Source organism: Kitasatospora sp. NPDC004289 (assembly GCF_053602875.1).
This window is the reverse complement of the sequence record NZ_JBSGEL010000016.1, coordinates 79,239-94,537: the sequence shown is the minus strand read 5'-3', so window position 1 is coordinate 94,537 and position 15,299 is coordinate 79,239. Positions and strand designations below refer to the sequence as shown.

The 15,299-nt window shown below is 72.9% G+C and carries 12 protein-coding genes; 6 read left to right on the top strand and 6 right to left on the bottom strand.

From position 1 onward, the window contains the following. Positions 1-254 precede the first annotated feature (254 nt). A complete protein-coding gene (locus tag ACWEPF_RS13540; protein WP_452172654.1) occupies positions 255-1,472 on the top strand; it encodes an AI-2E family transporter in 1,218 nt (405 codons plus the stop codon). Positions 1,473-1,541: 69 nt separating this feature from the next. Here ACWEPF_RS13540 and ACWEPF_RS13535 read toward each other — a convergent pair whose 3' ends face one another. Both ACWEPF_RS13535 and ACWEPF_RS13530 read right to left on the bottom strand, forming a co-directional pair. Then, positions 1,542-2,087, bottom strand: coding sequence for a carboxymuconolactone decarboxylase family protein (locus tag ACWEPF_RS13535; protein ID WP_345282075.1), 546 nt, complete (start codon positions 2,085-2,087; stop codon positions 1,542-1,544). Positions 2,088-2,090: 3 nt separating this feature from the next. Further along, entirely contained in the window at positions 2,091-2,642 is a 552-nt protein-coding gene (locus ACWEPF_RS13530) for a peroxiredoxin (RefSeq protein ID WP_345282077.1), read from the bottom strand. Between the two features lie 130 nt (positions 2,643-2,772). Between ACWEPF_RS13530 and ACWEPF_RS13525 the strand changes: the two genes are divergently transcribed. The 3 genes from ACWEPF_RS13525 to ACWEPF_RS13515 all read left to right on the top strand — a co-directional run bounded on the left by ACWEPF_RS13525 (position 2,773) and on the right by ACWEPF_RS13515 (position 5,789). Continuing rightward, complete coding sequence (locus ACWEPF_RS13525) at positions 2,773-3,717, top strand: LysR substrate-binding domain-containing protein (protein WP_449796279.1); 945 nt, start codon at positions 2,773-2,775, stop codon at positions 3,715-3,717. Positions 3,718-3,966: 249 nt separating this feature from the next. Next, positions 3,967-5,064, top strand: coding sequence for an AAA family ATPase (locus ACWEPF_RS13520; protein WP_345282081.1), 1,098 nt, complete (start codon positions 3,967-3,969; stop codon positions 5,062-5,064). Beyond that, positions 5,061-5,789, top strand: a complete 729-nt coding sequence (locus tag ACWEPF_RS13515) for an HNH endonuclease (protein ID WP_345282083.1) — start codon at positions 5,061-5,063, stop codon at positions 5,787-5,789. Before ACWEPF_RS13520 ends, ACWEPF_RS13515 begins: the two co-directional genes overlap by 4 nt. 7 nt (positions 5,790-5,796) lie before the next feature. Here ACWEPF_RS13515 and ACWEPF_RS13510 read toward each other — a convergent pair whose 3' ends face one another. The 3 genes from ACWEPF_RS13510 to ACWEPF_RS13500 all read right to left on the bottom strand — a co-directional run bounded on the left by ACWEPF_RS13510 (position 5,797) and on the right by ACWEPF_RS13500 (position 12,026). Beyond that, positions 5,797-7,665, bottom strand: coding sequence for a SpoIIE family protein phosphatase (locus tag ACWEPF_RS13510; protein ID WP_452172653.1), 1,869 nt, complete (start codon positions 7,663-7,665; stop codon positions 5,797-5,799). Positions 7,666-7,796: 131 nt separating this feature from the next. Then, positions 7,797-8,483 (bottom strand): class I SAM-dependent methyltransferase, encoded by a 687-nt coding sequence (locus tag ACWEPF_RS13505; RefSeq protein ID WP_345282214.1) that lies wholly within the window; start codon positions 8,481-8,483, stop codon positions 7,797-7,799. A gap of 588 nt (positions 8,484-9,071) precedes the next feature. Continuing rightward, positions 9,072-12,026, bottom strand: a complete 2,955-nt coding sequence (locus ACWEPF_RS13500; protein ID WP_452172652.1) for an AfsR/SARP family transcriptional regulator — start codon at positions 12,024-12,026, stop codon at positions 9,072-9,074. 178 nt (positions 12,027-12,204) lie between these two features. Between ACWEPF_RS13500 and ACWEPF_RS13495 the strand changes: the two genes are divergently transcribed. Next, positions 12,205-12,441, top strand: a complete 237-nt coding sequence (locus ACWEPF_RS13495) for a hypothetical protein (protein WP_452172651.1) — start codon at positions 12,205-12,207, stop codon at positions 12,439-12,441. 60 nt (positions 12,442-12,501) lie between these two features. On the opposite strand, the gene ACWEPF_RS13490 is transcribed toward ACWEPF_RS13495, so the two are convergent. Further along, entirely contained in the window at positions 12,502-14,169 is a 1,668-nt protein-coding gene (locus ACWEPF_RS13490) for a fumarate hydratase (protein WP_345282091.1), read from the bottom strand. Positions 14,170-14,330: 161 nt separating this feature from the next. On the opposite strand from ACWEPF_RS13490, the gene ACWEPF_RS13485 reads away from it, so the two are divergent. Further along, a complete protein-coding gene (locus tag ACWEPF_RS13485; protein ID WP_452172650.1) occupies positions 14,331-15,041 on the top strand; it encodes a DUF1707 SHOCT-like domain-containing protein in 711 nt (236 codons plus the stop codon). Positions 15,042-15,299: the final 258 nt, after the last annotated feature.

Here is a 15,299-nt window from a genome sequence, read left to right as displayed (position 1 = left end):
CAGGAGCGGTCCGGGATACCCGTGGCTGACGCGAGGCCCGGCCCGGTAGCGTCGTCCCCGGATCGTCGTGGCGGGACCCACGGCACGAGCGGGGAGCGGTGGTCGAGGTGTCACAGGGCCTCTGGATGTCCCGGGCCGCGGCCCGGTTGAGCGCGGCGCTGCAGCGGCGGGCGGCGCGGGCCGGGTCGGCCGCGTCCGCAACGTCGGCCGCGCGCCCGGCGCACGAGCCGGGAACGGCAGGAGCCGGACTGCCGGTGCAGCGCGAACCGCAGGCCGTGCCGCAGGTGCGGGTCTTCGTCGAGGCCCCCGCGGAGCCGCCCCGGCCGGAGCCGGCCCGCGACCCGTACCCGGTCCGCCCGGCCACCCCGGCCGAGGCGTTGCCGTGGGGGCTGCGGGTGGCGGCCGAGTCGACCTGGCGGCTGCTGCTCCTGGCCGGCGCGCTCTACCTGGTCTTCCGAGTGGTCGACATGCTCCGGCTGGTGGCCTTCGCGGTGCTGGCGGCGCTGCTGGTCTCGGCCCTGCTGGAGCCGGTGGTCTCCTGGCAGAAGCGGCACGGCGTGCCGCGCCCGCTCGCGGCGGCCAGCAGCTTCCTGGCCGGCATAGGTGGCATCGGTCTGGTGGGCTGGTTCGTGGTCTGGCAGGTGAGCACCAACCTGCACGACGTCACCGACCAGGTGCAGGCGGGTGTCGAACGGCTGCGGGGCTGGCTGGTCACCGGGCCGCTGCACCTGACGGAGCAGCAGATCACCGACTTCGCCAAGCAGATCTCCACCGCCATCGGCACCAACTCGGAGCAGATCACCTCGGCCGGCTTCACCGGTGTGACGGTGGCGGTCGAGGTGCTCACCGGCGTGGTGCTGGCCTTCTTCACCACCTTCTTCCTGCTCTACGACGGGGCCAGGATCTGGAACTGGCTGCTCGGCGTGCTGCCCCGGCAGTCCCGCTACGCGATGGCCGGGGCCGGCCCGAAGGCCTGGGCCACCCTGACCGCGTACGTGCGCGGCACCGTCTGCGTGGCCTTCATCGACGCGCTCTGCATCGGGATCGGCATCCAGCTGCTCGGGGTGCCGCTGGCGATGCCACTGGCGGTGATCGTCTTCCTGGGGGCCTTCGTGCCGCTGGTCGGCGCACTGGTGACCGGCGCCATCGCGGTGCTGATCGCCCTGGTGACGGTGGGTCCGTTCACCGCCCTGATGGTGCTGGTGGTGCTGGTGGCGGTGCAGCAGATCGAGGGGCACCTGCTCCAGCCGCTGATCCTCGGCCGCGCGGTGCGGGTCCACCCGCTCGCGGTGGTGCTGGGCGTCGCGGCCGGCACCATCGTCGGCGGGATCGGCGGTGCGGTGGTGGCGGTGCCGCTGATCGCGGTGACCAACACGGTGGTCTCCCACCTGCGCCGCCGGGCGGCGGCCGGGCAGCAGGTCTTCGAGGCGCTGGAGGCGGCCCAGGCCGCGCAGGCGACCGAGCGCTCCTGAGGGCGCGTGCACGACGAGGGGCCCCTTCCGGTTTCACCCGGAAGGGGCCCCTCGTCGGTTGACGCGGTGTCAGACCAGCGCGTCGGTGGAGATGGCGGCCTCGGCGTCCAGCACCGAGGCGACGGCCTGGACCACCGCGGCGATCTTGATGGAGGCCTGGATGGTCTCCTGGTCGACGCCGGCCTTGCGCAGCACGCCCTCGTGCGAGTCGAGGCACTGGCCGCAGCCGTTGATCGCGGAGACCGCGAAGCACCACAGCTCGAAGTCGGCCTTCTCGACGCCCGGGGTGCCGATGATGTTCATCCGCAGACCGGCCCGCATGCCCGCGTAGTCCTTGTCGGACAGCAGGTGGGTGGTCCGGTAGTAGACGTTGTTCATGCCCATGATCGCGGCCGCGCCCTTGGCGGCGTTGTACGCCGCCGGGCTCAGCTCGGCCTTGGCCACCGGCTCCAGCTCGCGCAGCACCGAGGCCGAGCGGGTCGCCATGGCGCAGGAGAGCACGGTGCCCCAGAGCTGCTGGGAGGGCAGCTCGGAGTTGCCTATCACGGCGCTCAGGTTGAGCTTCAGGTCCTTCGCGTACTCCGGAAGGGCCGCCTTCAGTTCGTCGAGCGCCATGGGTCAGCCCGCCAGCAGGGACTGGGCGTCGAGGGTGTCCTCGCCCTTGTTCCAGTTGCACGGGCACAGCTCGTCGGTCTGCAGGGCGTCCAGCACCCGCAGGACCTCCTTGGGGTTACGGCCGACGGAGCCGGCGGTCACCATGACGAACTGGATCTCGTTGTTCGGGTCCACGATGAAGACCGCGCGCTGGGCGGTGCCGTCCGCGCCCTCGACGCCGCAGGCCCGCATGAGCTCGTGCTTGACGTCGGCCAGCATCGGGAAGGGCAGGTCGCGCAGGTCCTTGTGGTCCTTGCGCCAGGCGTGGTGCACGAACTCGGAGTCGCCGGAGACGCCGAGGATCTGGGCGTCGCGGTCCGCGAACTCCTCGTTCAGCTTGCCGAACGCGGCGATCTCGGTCGGGCAGACGAAGGTGAAGTCCATCGGCCAGAAGAAGACGATCTTCCACTTGCCCTCGTAGGACTTGTGGTTGATCTCGGCGAAGGCGTTCGCGGCGTCGAGGTCGACACAGGCGTTGAGTTCGAACTCCGGGAACTTGTCACCGATCGTAAGCACGTTCGCTTCTCCAGGCTTGGAAACTGAGGGGATTTGTCCGGTATCCGGACAACATCCACAGTCGCATACCGAGACTGATAGGGGAAATCGTTAGACTCGATCCATCTGATCGGAGAGAGCTATCAGTTCCATGAGCACCAGGCCCCGTACGCCCCGCACCCCCACGATCGCCCAGCTGAAGGCCTTCCTGGCCGTCGCCGAACACCGCCACTTCCGCGAGGCCGCCGCCGCCAGCGGTACCAGCCAGCCCGCCCTCTCCGGGGCGGTCGCCGCCCTGGAGGAGACCCTCGGCGCCCAGCTGGTCGAGCGGACCACCCGGAAGGTCATCATCACCCCGCTGGGGGAGCGGGTCGCCGACCACGCGCGCCGGGTGCTCACCACCCTGCACGCCCTCACCGAGGAGGTCGAGGCCGCCCGGCGGCCCTTCACCGGGCCGCTGCACCTCGGGGTGATCCCGACCGTGGCACCGTACCTGCTGCCCACCGTGCTCCGGCTGGTCAGGGGCTCCTACCCCGACCTCGAACTGCACGTCCACGAGGAGCGCACCCCCTCGCTGCTGGACGGGCTGGCCCACGGGCGGCTCGACCTGCTGCTGCTCGCCCTCCCGGCCGGCGGCTCCTCGCCGACCCGGGACGTCCCGCTCTTCGACGAGGACTTCGTGCTGGTCGTGCCGCCCGAGCACGAGCTCGCCGGGCGGGCGGACGTGCCGCGGGACGTGCTGCTCGACCTGGACGTGCTGCTGCTGGAGGAGGGGCACTGCCTGCGGGACCAGGCACTCGACCTCTGCCGCGAGGTCGGCGCCGACGCGGGCGGCTCCACCCGGGCGGCCGGCCTCTCGACCCTGGTCCAGCTCGTCGCCGGCGGCCTCGGCGTCACCCTCCTGCCGGCCACCGCCCTCGACGTCGAGACCGGCCGCACCGACCGCCTCTCCGCCGTCCGCTTCGCCCACCCCGCCCCCGGCCGCCGCATCGGCCTCGCCACCCGCCCCGGCTCCGCCCGCGCCCCGGAGTACGAACGCTTCGCCGTCGCCCTCCGCGACGTCCTCGCCGAACTCCCGGTCCGCATCGTCACCTGACGCTCCGGGAGGAGCGCCCCGCAGGGGCGCGAGGAACTGCGCGAGTACGGAAGGCGGACCAGCGTGGGATCGGGGCAGGCGAGCCAGTTGCACGTGGTGCCGTTCCCCTGCGCGCAGTTCCCCGCGCCCCCGATGGCGTAGCCACGTTCGCCGGTCAACCCAAAGGTTCTCGTGGAGTTGCCGGTCCGGATCATGTCCTGACGGGTACTCAACTCCTAGGCTGATCGCACTGGACATGGGGGTGGGCGGATGTACGTCGCCAGGGTCGAGGTGGAGAACCTGCGCGGTTTCCGGGGCGCTCGGGCGGTCGATCTGGACCTGACCAGGCCGGACGGGTCGCACGCCGGCTGGACGGTGCTCGCCGGCCCCAACGGAGCGGGGAAGACCACCCTGCTGGCCGCCGTCGCGGCCGCCCTCGGCGAGCCGACCGACCCGCTGGGCTGGCTGCCGGAGGGGGCGGAGGAGGGCGGCGTCCGGTTGGACGGCGCGCACTGGCGGGTGACCAGGACCGAGACCGGCGGGCTGCAGTGCCGCCGCAACGGCCCGCTCGGTTTCCTGGCGCACTACCCGGCCCGCCGCCACCTCGCCGAGGGCGTCTCCTGGCTGACGGGCCAGCAGCTGCTGGCCCTGGAGCGCCAGCCGGGCTCGGTCGAGCTGGTCCGCGGGGTGAGGGCGCTGCTGGACGACGGCCTGCTCCCGGAGGGCAGCCGCCTGGGCCGGATCGACTGCGACGGCATCCGCATCACGGGGGCCGGCCGGGAGGCCCCGCTCGGTGACGGCGGCACCGGCGAGCTGGTCGGCCTGGTGCTCGACCTGCTGGCCAGGGTCCACCGCACCCACCCCGACGAGGAGTTGGTGGTCGACGGCACGCCGCCCACGGTGCCGGTCACCGGCGTGGTGCTGATCGACGAGGCGGAGGCCCACCTGCACCCGGAGGGCCAGCAGCGCCTCGGCGACTGGCTGGTCACGCACTTCCCGGGCCTGCAGTTCATCGTCTCCACCCACAGCCCGTACGTCTGCCAGGCCGCCGACCCCGGCGGGCTGGTCCGGGTGCCGGGCCCGGCCGAGCGCCGTGGCCCGTACGTGCTGGACGAGGACCTGCACCAACGGGTGGTCTACGGCAGCGGCGACGACACCGCGCTGACCGAGCTGTTCGCCATGCCCAGCGTGTACTCGCCGCAGGCGGAGGCGGAGCGGCGGCTGCTGGTCGCGCTGGAGCAGAAGCTGTACGCGGGGCGGGCCTCGGCCGCCGAGCTGGCCGAGTACCGGGAGCTGGGCGCCAAGTTGAACGCCTCGCTGGCGGCCCGGGTGGACGAGGCGCGGGACAGACTGGGCGGTGGGCGGTGATCCCGCTGCAGCGGCCGCCGCTGAACGACCGGCTGGCGGCCGAGCTGGCGCAGCGCACCGAGGCGATCCGGCGGGCCGGGGTGACCACCGCCAGCGGGCGGGCGGCCTGGCGGACCGCCCGGGTGCCGAAGGCCCGGCTGCGCGCGCTGCTGCACGAGATGTCCCCGGGGCTGCTGCGCTGCATGTACTGCGGGGACAACCTGGGCACCGACATCGACCACTTCGAGCCGATCGCCCGGGCCCCGCTGCGCACCTTCGACTGGCACAACCACCTGCTGGCCTGCGCGTACTGCAACTCCAACCAGAAGCGGGACCGCTTCCCCTGCGACCCGGCGGGCGATCCGCTGCTGATCGACCCGGCCGCCGAGGACCCGGCCGACCACCTGCTGCTCTACCTGGAGTCCGGCGCCTACCAGGGCCTGACCGCGAAGGGCGAGGCCACCATCGAGGTCTTCGCGCTCAACTCCCGTGCCGAGCTGGTCCGTGGGCGGCGGCTGGCCTTCGCGGTGGTCAAGGCGCTGCTGCGGGACTGGCTGACCCGCACCGAGGCGGGGGACCACACCACCGCCGCCGAGGTGGCCGACGCGCTCGACCTGCTCTGGCAGGCCGACGTGGTCCGCGCCGTGCACCGGCTGTCGGCCAACCCGCCGCTGGCCGAGGCGGTCCTCGGCCCGGAGGCGGCCGGGGCGCTGTACGCCCTGACCTCCCGCCCGTACCGCGGCTGACGGCCGGTCAGGCGATCGGCCGGGCCACCGGGAGCCGCTGCTCGAACCAGACCACCTTGCCCGCACCGAGCCGGGTGGCGCCCCAGCGCTCGGCGCAGCGGGCCACTATCTGCAGACCCCGGCCCCGCTCGTCCTCCGGCCCGGCCCGGCGGGCCCGGGGGAGCAGGGCGCTGTCGTCGCCGACCTCGCAGCGCAGCACCGAGGTGCGCACCAGCCGGAGGGTGACCGGCCGGGTGGCGTGCTGGATCGCGTTGGTGACCAGCTCGCTGACCATCAGTTCGGTGTTGTCCACCAGGGACTCCAGGCCCCAGCGGCGCAGCGCGTGCCCGGCCAGCCGGCGGGCCCGGCCCGGGGTCTCGTGCCGGGGCTGGAGGTACCAGTAGGCGACGTCCTCGGCCGGGATGCCGTCGAAGGTGGCGGCCAGCAGGGCGATGTCGTCGGCCCGGTCCCCCGGCGGCAGGATCCGCAGGGCCTCCTGGCAGAGCTGGTCGGGGGTGCGCGGCCGGGCGTGGCCGAGCCGGCTGCGGAGCAGCTCCAGCCCGGTGGCCAGCGGGCGGCGCCGGGTCTCCACCAGGCCGTCGGTGAAGAGCAGCAGGGCCGAGCCGGGCGGTGCGGGCAGCTCGACGGAGGTGAAGTCCACCCCGCCGACGCCGATCGGCGCCCCGGCCGGCAGCTCCAACAGGTCGGCGGTGCCGTCCGGTTGGACCAGCACCGGCGGTACGTGCCCGGCGTTGGCCAGCACCACCCGGTTGGCGATCGGGTCGTAGACCGCGTACACGCAGGTGGCCAGGTGCTGCTCCCGGCCGAGCCGCTGGGCCTGCTCGTCGAGGTGGTAGAGCACCTCGTGCGGCGGCAGGTCGAGCGCGGCCAGGGTCTGGGCGCTGGTGCGGAGCTGGCCCATGATGGCGGCCGAGGTGAGCGAGTGGCCCATCACGTCGCCGACGATCAGGGCGACCCGGTTCCCCGGCAGCGGGACGGAGTCGTACCAGTCCCCGCCGACCTGGGCGCCGCGCTCGCAGGGCAGGTAGCGGTGGGCCAGCCGGACGCCGTGCCGCTGCGGCAGGTGGGTGGGCAGCATGGAGCGCTGGAGCTCGTCGGCGATCTCCCACTCGCGGGAGTAGCGCAGCGCGGTGTCCACCGCCAGGCCGGCCTGGGTGGCCAGGTGGGAGGCGGTCGCGGTGTCGGTGGCGTCGAAGGCCAGCGCGGCGTCGTAGGCGGCGGTCAGGGCGAAGGCGTCCGGGGCGCCCGGGCCGGTGAACTGCCGCTCCAGGGGCGGGAGTGCGCCGCTCGCGGCGGCACCGGCCGTGGTGGCCGGGGCGGGGCTCTTGCCGGGGCGGCGGATCAGCAGGAGCAGGCCGAGCACGGTCTTGCGCCCCCGCAGCGGCAGCGCCAGCAGCGCGGTCCCGGTGGCCAGGCGGCCGAGCGTGCGGGCCCCGTACAGCTCCTCCAGCAGCGGCCGCAGCCGGGCCGCGGAAGGGGTGCCCAGCACCACCGGGCCGGTCGGGAACTGCTGGTTCAGCGCCCTGGCCACCGCACCGCCCGGCACCAGCCGCCTGGTCCGGGAGCGGCGGCCGAGCCGGGTGCCGTGCAGGTGGTGGATGGTCAGCGCGGCCGGGTTGCCGGAGAAGCGCTCCATGTCGGGCAGCGGGTCCCGCAGGTGCACCACGGCCGCGTCGGCCAGCGCGGGGACCAGCACCTTGCCGAGGTTGCGCAGCGTCGCGGCGAGGTCGAGCGAACTGTTGATCCGCCGGGTGGCGTTGTCGAGGTACGCCAGGCGCTCGGCGGTGCGGGCCCGGCCGCCGGGCAGCAGCGGGGGACGCCGCTGCGGCGGCACGACGGGTGACTGCCCCGTCCGGGGCTCGGGAAGGTCGCGCACGGGCTGCCGTTCTGCGAGGGTTGGCGTCTCTAGGGGGCGGTCTCTGTACGGGCGGTCACGGTGCGGTCGGTCTGCGGTCGGTCTGCGGTCGGGTCGGTCGGGCCGGTCGGGGCCGCGTCGCGGACGGGGCGTCAGCCCGTCCGGCGACAGCGGAGGAAGAGCTGCTCCTCCGGCGGCAGCGTGGTGCAGGCGGGGGCGTACGGGTGGCCGTCGTGGCACTCCACGGTGAAGCCGGCCCGGTGCAGGGTCTGCTCCAGCTCCTCCCGGAGGTACCCGCTGATCCTTATCTCGTGGCCGAGGAAGGGCAGCGGCGCGTGGTCCAGGTCGGCCTCGACCATGCCGAGCGCGAGCAGACCGCCGGGCCTGAGCAGCGTCCGGATCCGGCCGAGCACCTCGGGGATCTCCGCCTGCGGCAGCAGGATGAGGGAGAAGAAGGCCGTCGCCGCGGCGTACCGCCCGGCCGCCTCGGGGCCCAGCTCCGGTGCGCCCCAGGCCCGGACCGCCCGCGGGGTGGCCAGGTCGTACATGTCGATCCGGTGGTACTCGGCGCCCGGCACCGCGGCGCGGGCCAGCCGGAGCATGCCGTCCGAGAGGTCGACCGCGGTCACCCGCAGTCCGCCCTCGGTGAGTTGACGGACCGTCGGATCGCCCGTCCCGCAGCCCACGTCCAGCACCCGGGCGCCCGGCTCCAGCTCCTCCAGCAGCCACTCGCCCGCGTCCAGCTGCCCGGCCTTGGCCGGGAAGGCCTCCATGTACCGGGCCCCGATCGCGTCGAAGGCCACCGCCTGGAGCGCGCGCTCGGCCCGTCGGAGGCACAGGTGGTGCGGGTCGCGCTGGGAGCCGTGACCCTGGGCGGGATCGGATATCTGTCCGGTCGTCACGATTGAGAGGCACCTTTCACCCTGGCCGTCGGCCGGCGGTGCCCGGAGGTCTCCATCGCCCCCCGTGCGCCGCTCGTGACGGTCCGTCACGCTCCCGCGTCACACCCTGCTCCGCGCCGCCGCCCTGCCGCTCCCTCTGCCTCTGTCGGCTCGCCGTCAATACGTCGCTGGCCTCCGAGAATAGGCGCGATCAACCGACCGTAGGGTCCATTTCCGGCCAACTCGTGCCGGTCGGGACGAATTTGGCCGGGATGACGGGAGCACTCAGGAGCAGGAGGGGGTGGTGCGCGCTCCGCCTCCGCGCCGCGTGGCGCGACCGGGTGGCGCGACCCGGCGGCGGACCGGGGCAGTGGCCGACGGGGTCCGCCCCCGGACCTGACGGAGCCGGGCCGGACGGCGTTTATCGGTTGTCAATCGGGGCCTGCCAGAGTGGTCTCAGCGCCGGGGAAGCGTCGAGGCGCTCCCGCAGCCGGGGGGCTGCGGGAGCGCTGACGCCACGACGGGGGACCTGCTGGGGGGCAGGCGTCACGGCGCGGGGGGTGCCGTGGGCTCGGTGTGCTGCTGCAGTTGGATGAGGTCCTGCACGGGGACGACCTCGGGCACACCGAGCCGGGTGAAGACGGCCAGCGCCTCCTGGAGACAGGCCAGGCCACGGGCCGGCTGACCGAGCTTCAGCAGCGCCTCGCCGAGCGCGGCGTTGGCCAGGCCCTGGCAGTAGGCGGCGTCCAGCTCCTGACCGATCGCCAGCGCCTCGTCGGCGGCCTCGACCGCCTCCGGCAGCTGGTCGTCCGCGAGCAGGCACGGCGCCAGCCGGGCGAGCGAGTAGCCCTCCCAGATCCGGCGCTGCTCCGACTGGTACAGCTTGTGCGCCTCGCGCAGGTGCGGCGCGGCCTCGCCGGGGGAGCCCGTCGACCTGAGGACCACACCGAGTTGGTAGAGCGTGTCCGCGAGGCACGGCGTGTTGCCCGAGGCCCGCGCGGCCGCCACCGCGGCCTCGGCAGAACGTGCCGCCTCCTCCTGCTGGCCGAGGTCGAGGTGGGCCCGCGCGATGTTGCCCAGCAACCGGGCCTCGCTGATCGTCGCGCCGAGGCTGCGGCTGATCTCGCGGGCCTGCTCGAAGAACGGCAGTGCCTCGGCCGGCCGGTCGGCGAGGCTGAGCACCACGGCGAGCAGGTTGGCGGCGTTCACCCGCAGGTGGGTGCGGTCGTCCGGGCCCTGGAGCGCCAGGCTCTGACGCAGCGAGGCCTCGGCCTCCTGGAAGTCCCCGGCGACGTGCTGGAGGTACCCGAGCCCGAGCCGGACCCGGGCCAGGGTGGCCGCGTCGGCGTTGGGGTGTGCCGCCGCGTGCAGCGCCACCCGTATCCGCTGGGCGTGCGTGGGGTCCTCGACCAGGCTGTTCAGCACCATCAGCAGGTCGACGGTCGGGCGCAACAGGGTCAGCGGTTCCTGGACCGCGGCCTCGATCGTGCTGAGCAGCAGGGCGAGTTCGGACCGCAGCCAGGTGTGCGCGTCCGTGCTGTCCCGGAGCTGCCGGCCGGGCGAGACCGGCTGGTGCAGGGTCTCGGGAAGGATGTCGTCGGGCTCCAGCGCGCGGGCCGCGTTCCGCATGGTGGCCAGCAACTGGTCCAGCAGGCGCAGCACTGCGGCCTGCAGCTCGTCGGCGTTCTCCAGCTTCTCGTTCTGCCGCTGCGCGAAGAGCCGGAGCAGGTCGTGGTACCGGTAGCGGCCGGGGGTGAAGCACTCCAGCATGTTCGCCTCGACCAGCGCCTCGGCCAGCGACTCCGCCTCGTGCTCGTCGGTGCCGAGCAGGGCGGCGACGGCCTCCAGCGGGAGGTCGGGGGTGTCGATCACCGACAGCAGGCGGAAGGCCCGGGCCTCGTCCGGCCGCAGCTGCCCGTAGCCGAGGCCGATGGTGGTCTCCACGGCCAGGTTGCCGAGCTGGAGCTCGTGCAGCCTGCGCCGTTGGTCCGCTAACCGCCTCGCCAGGTCCGAGACGCTCCAGCGCGGACGGCTGGCCAGCCGGGCGGCCGCGATGCGGACGGCCAGCGGCAGGAACCCACAGGCCGTCACCACCGCGAGTGCGGCCTCGGGTTCGGCCGCCACCCGCTGCTCGCCGACGATGGCCGAGAACAGCGCCAGCGCCTCCTCGGGCGTCAGCTCCTCCACGTCCACCAGGTGGGCGCCGGGAAGCTCGGCCAGCCGCGAACGGCTGGTGACCAGGACCGCGCTGCCCGAGACGCCGGGGATCAGCGGCAGCAACTGCCGGGCGTCCTTGGCGTTGTCGAGCAGGATCAGCATCCGGCGGTCGGCCAGCAGGGAGCGGTAGAGCGCGGCACGCTGCTCCAGGGCGTCCGGGGTTTCCGGTGCCCCGAGGGCGTAGAGGAAGTCACCGAGCACCACGGCCGGGTCGGCCGGTGAGGCACTGGGGCCGCGGAGGTCCACGTAGAGCTGCCCGTCCGGGAACTCCGAGCGGATCGAATGGGCGAGGTGCACTGCGAGGGTGGTCTTGCCGACGCCCCCGATGCCGGCCAGCGAGGTGACCACCACGGCCTGGCCGGAACCGCTGCGCAGGACGTCCCGGAGCTCCGTCACGAGTTCGGATCGGCCGCTGAAGTCCGAGACGTCCGCCGGGAGTTGGGCCGGCGGGACGAAGGCCGGAAGCTCTTCCGGATCGGCCAGGCGCGCCGTCGCCGGCATCAGGGTGGGGTCGCCCGCCAGGATGCGGGCGTGCATCGAGGCCAGCCCGGCGCCCGGCTCGACGCCGAGCTCCTCGATCAGCAGCTTCCGGGTGTCGGTGTAGACGCCGAGCGCCTCCGCCTGCCGACCGCAGCGGTACAGGGCGAGCATCAGCAGTTCGCGCAGCCGCTCGCGCAGCGGGTGTTCGGCCGAGAGCGAGCTCAGCTCCGAGACGGTCTCGGCGTGCAGTCCGATCTCCAGCGCGGCGGAGCAGCGCTCCTCCCAGGCGGCGACCTGACGCTCCGCCAGTCTGCTCCGGTGCGCCTCCGCGTGCGGACCCGGGATGCCGGCCAGCGGCCGTCCGCTCCACAGCTCCAGTGCGGTGGCCAGCAGGCGGTGCGCCTCCCGGAAGTCGCCACCGGCCTTGGCCATCGCGGCGCGGGTGAACTCGCGCTCGAAGACCGAGAGGTCGAGCGCCTCGCCCGGGATGCGCAGTGCGTACCCGTCGCTGACCGAAATCAGTAGCTCCGCCGGCGCGCGGACCTCGCGGTCGGGCTCGATCAGCGAGCGCAGCCGCGAGACGTACGTGCGCAGCGCGGCGACCGCCTGCGGTGGCGGCCGGTCGCCCCAGAGGCCGTCGACCAGGTCCTGGGTGGTGACCGGCCGGCCCTGGTTGAGGAGCAGCGCGACCAGCACTGCCTGCTGTTGAGGTGAGCCGAGAGACAGGGGTTGTTCCCCGCGCCAGGCTTGGACGGGGCCGAGCACCTGGAAGCGCAGCGTGGGTGGCTGCGGCTCAAGTTCCATGGAATTCCCCCGATGATGGCCAAGGTGAGGCGCCAGCTTATGAGCAAGCGGGCAAACGTTGGAGAAGTGGGCGGGCCTCGGGATGTTTATAAGACATTTAGCGGGCCCTACGATACTGGGCGCACGCCCTGACCCGTCCGTCCGGGCCGACTGTTCTGATTACCCGAAAGGCGGCGTCATGGCCGAGACCGAGACCACTACCGCTACCCCGAACGAGGCCCAGCCGGTGGCCGAGGCCGCACCCGTCGAGCAGAGCCTCACCGCCGTGGAGCCCGACCGCGGGCTCCTGGAGGTCGTGGAGATCCTGGCCGAGCCGGAGACCGAGGAGGAGGCCGCCGCGGCGGCCGAGACGGCCGCCACCCCGAAGCAGGACGGCCCCTACGAGCCGCTCGGCAACGTGGTAAACCGTCCGTAATCCGGCGAATGAGCGTCAAATGCCCCGCCCCACCTCGCAGGTGGGGCGGGGCACTTGCCGTTATTCCGCCGAACGCACCCGCAGGCTGGTGATCAACGGACCGTCGGTGACCTCGGCGAAGAAGTCGTTGCCCTTGTCGTCGACCACGATGAAGGCCGGGAAGTCCTCGACCTCGATCCGCCAGACCGCCTCCATGCCGAGCTCGGGGTACTCCAGCACCTCGACCTTCTTGATGCAGTCCAGCGCCAGCCGCGCCGCCGGCCCGCCGATCGAGCCCAGGTAGAAGCCGCCGTGCTCGTTGCAGGCCTTGGTGACCTGCTTGGACCGGTTGCCCTTGGCCAGCATGACCATCGAGCCGCCCGCCGCCTGGAACTGGTCGACGTAACTGTCCATCCGACCGGCCGTGGTGGGGCCGAACGAGCCCGAGGCGTAGCCCTCCGGGGTCTTGGCCGGGCCGGCGTAGTAGACCGGGTGGTCCTTCATGTACTGCGGCATGCCGTCGCCCGCGTCCAGCCGCTCCTTGATCTTCGCGTGCGCGATGTCACGGGCGACCACCAGCGTGCCGGTGAGCGAGAGGCGGGTCTTGACCGGGTACTTGGAGAGCTCCGAACGGACCTCCGACATCGGCCGGTTCAGGTCGATCCGGACCACCTCGTCGTCCAGGTGCTCGTCCGTGGTGTCCGGCAGGTACTTGGCCGGGTCGGTCTCCAGCTGCTCCAGGAAGACGCCCTCGGCGGTGATCTTGCCCAGTGCCTGGCGGTCGGCGGAGCAGGAGACGGCCATCGCGACGGGCAGCGAGGCGCCGTGCCGGGGCAGGCGGATCACCCGGACGTCGTGGCAGAAGTACTTGCCGCCGAACTGCGCGCCGATGCCGATCTTCTGGGTCAGCTCGGTGACCTTGGCCTCCAGCTCCAGGTCCCGGAAGCCGTGGCCGGTGGCGGCGTCGCCGCTGGTGGGCAGCGAGTCCAGGTAGTGCGCGGAGGCGTACTTGGCGGTCTTCAGCGCGAACTCGGCGCTGGTGCCGCCGACCACGATCGCCAGGTGGTACGGCGGGCAGGCCGCGGTGCCGAGCGAACGGATCTTCTGCTCCAGGAAGTTGAGCATCGAGGCCTCGTTGAGGATGGCCTTGGTCTCCTGGTACAGGTACGACTTGTTGGCCGAGCCGCCGCCCTTGGCCATGAAGAGGAACTTGTACGCGTCGCCGTCGGTGGCGTACAGCTCGATCTGGGCCGGCAGGTTGTTGCCGGTGTTCTTCTCGTCCCACATCGTCACCGGCGCCATCTGCGAGTACCGCAGGTTCAGCTTGGTGTACGCGTCGAACACGCCCTGCGCGATGGCGGACTCGTCGCCGCCGGAGGTCAGCACGTTCTGGCCGCGCTTGCCCATCACGATCGCGGTGCCGGTGTCCTGGCACATCGGCAGGACGCCGCCGGCCGAGATGTTGACGTTCTTCAGCAGGTCCAGCGCCACGAAGCGGTCGTTCGGGCTGGCCTCCGGGTCGTCCAGGATGCGGCGCAGCTGGGCCAGGTGGTCCGGGCGCAGGTAGTGCGAGATGTCGTGCATCGCCTCGGCGGTGAGCAGGCGCAGGGCCTCCGGCTCGACCTGCAGGAAGCGGCGCCCGGCGGCCTCGACGACGCTGACGCCCTCGGAGGTGAGCTTGCGGTACGGGGTCGGGTCCGCACCGAGGGGGAGGAGGTCGGAGTAGGCGAACTCTGGCGTGGGAGCCATGGCTGGAGGTCCTTAACTGATCCGGCTGCGTCGACGAAGCACCCTCAAGGTTAGGTGGCCCCGGAGGAAGGGGTGCGCACAGGTGAGCCTGCGTGACGGGAGTCACTACGACTTGGTCATAAGGCCGGTTCGAACAGACCTCCGGTGACTAGGCTTGGAGGGTGGAGAACTCCGAGCCGTCCAAGGCCGATCTGACCAAGCGTCCGGTGGACGCCGCGCCCGCCTCCGTCCCTGCTCAGGCGCCCGTCACCGAGGCCGAGCTGCGCGCCTCCGACGCCGACCGCGAGCGGGTCGCCGAGCTGCTCCGGGACGCCTACGCCGAGGGCCGGCTGACCGTCGAGGAGCACTCCGAGCGGATCGAACTCGCCTACGGGGCGAAGACCCTGGGCGATCTGGCGCCGCTCACCCGGGACCTGCCGGTCCCCGGCACGCCGGTCTCGGTGGCCAAGCCGCAGCCCGCCGCCGACCGCCCGCCGGTGCTGCCGGCCCGGGCCGAGGCGCCCACCGTGGTGGCGATCTTCGGCGGGGCGGCCCGCAAGGGCCGCTGGCGGGTGGGTTCGCACCTGCGGGCCGTGGCGCTCTTCGGCGGGGTGGAGATCGACCTCACCGACGCGGTCTTCGAGTCCCCCGAGGTGGAGATCGAGGTCTTCGCGATGTTCGGCGGGGTGGACGTCAAGGTCCCGGAGAACGTCTCGCTGCACGGCAGCGGCCTCGGCCTGTTCGGCGGCTTCGACGTCAAGGAGCAGACCGTGGCCGACCCGTACGCCCCGGTGGTCCGGGTCAAGGGCGCGGCGATCTTCGGCGGGTGCAGCGCCAAGCCGCGTCGCGGCAAGAAGCTCAAGGAGTGGGTGCGCAAGCAACTCGAAGGCTGAGCAAGGCAGTTGGCCGGGGCCGGGCCGACGGGGCGTCACCCGTGGGGTCGGCACCCGGCGCCGGGGCGAGTGCAGTCCGTAGTCATGCGCATGCGGTGTGCATGAACCGGGTTACGGCGGGGTAGTTCCAGACGCACATCGTTTCTTGTACGGCTGTGACCCCGGGGGCGGCTGAGGTTCGACCCGACGCGTGCGCGGGGTCGCTGCGGGGCAGCCGGGCAGGGAGCCCTTTTTCCCCGAGTCTTGAGCCTCGTCAGG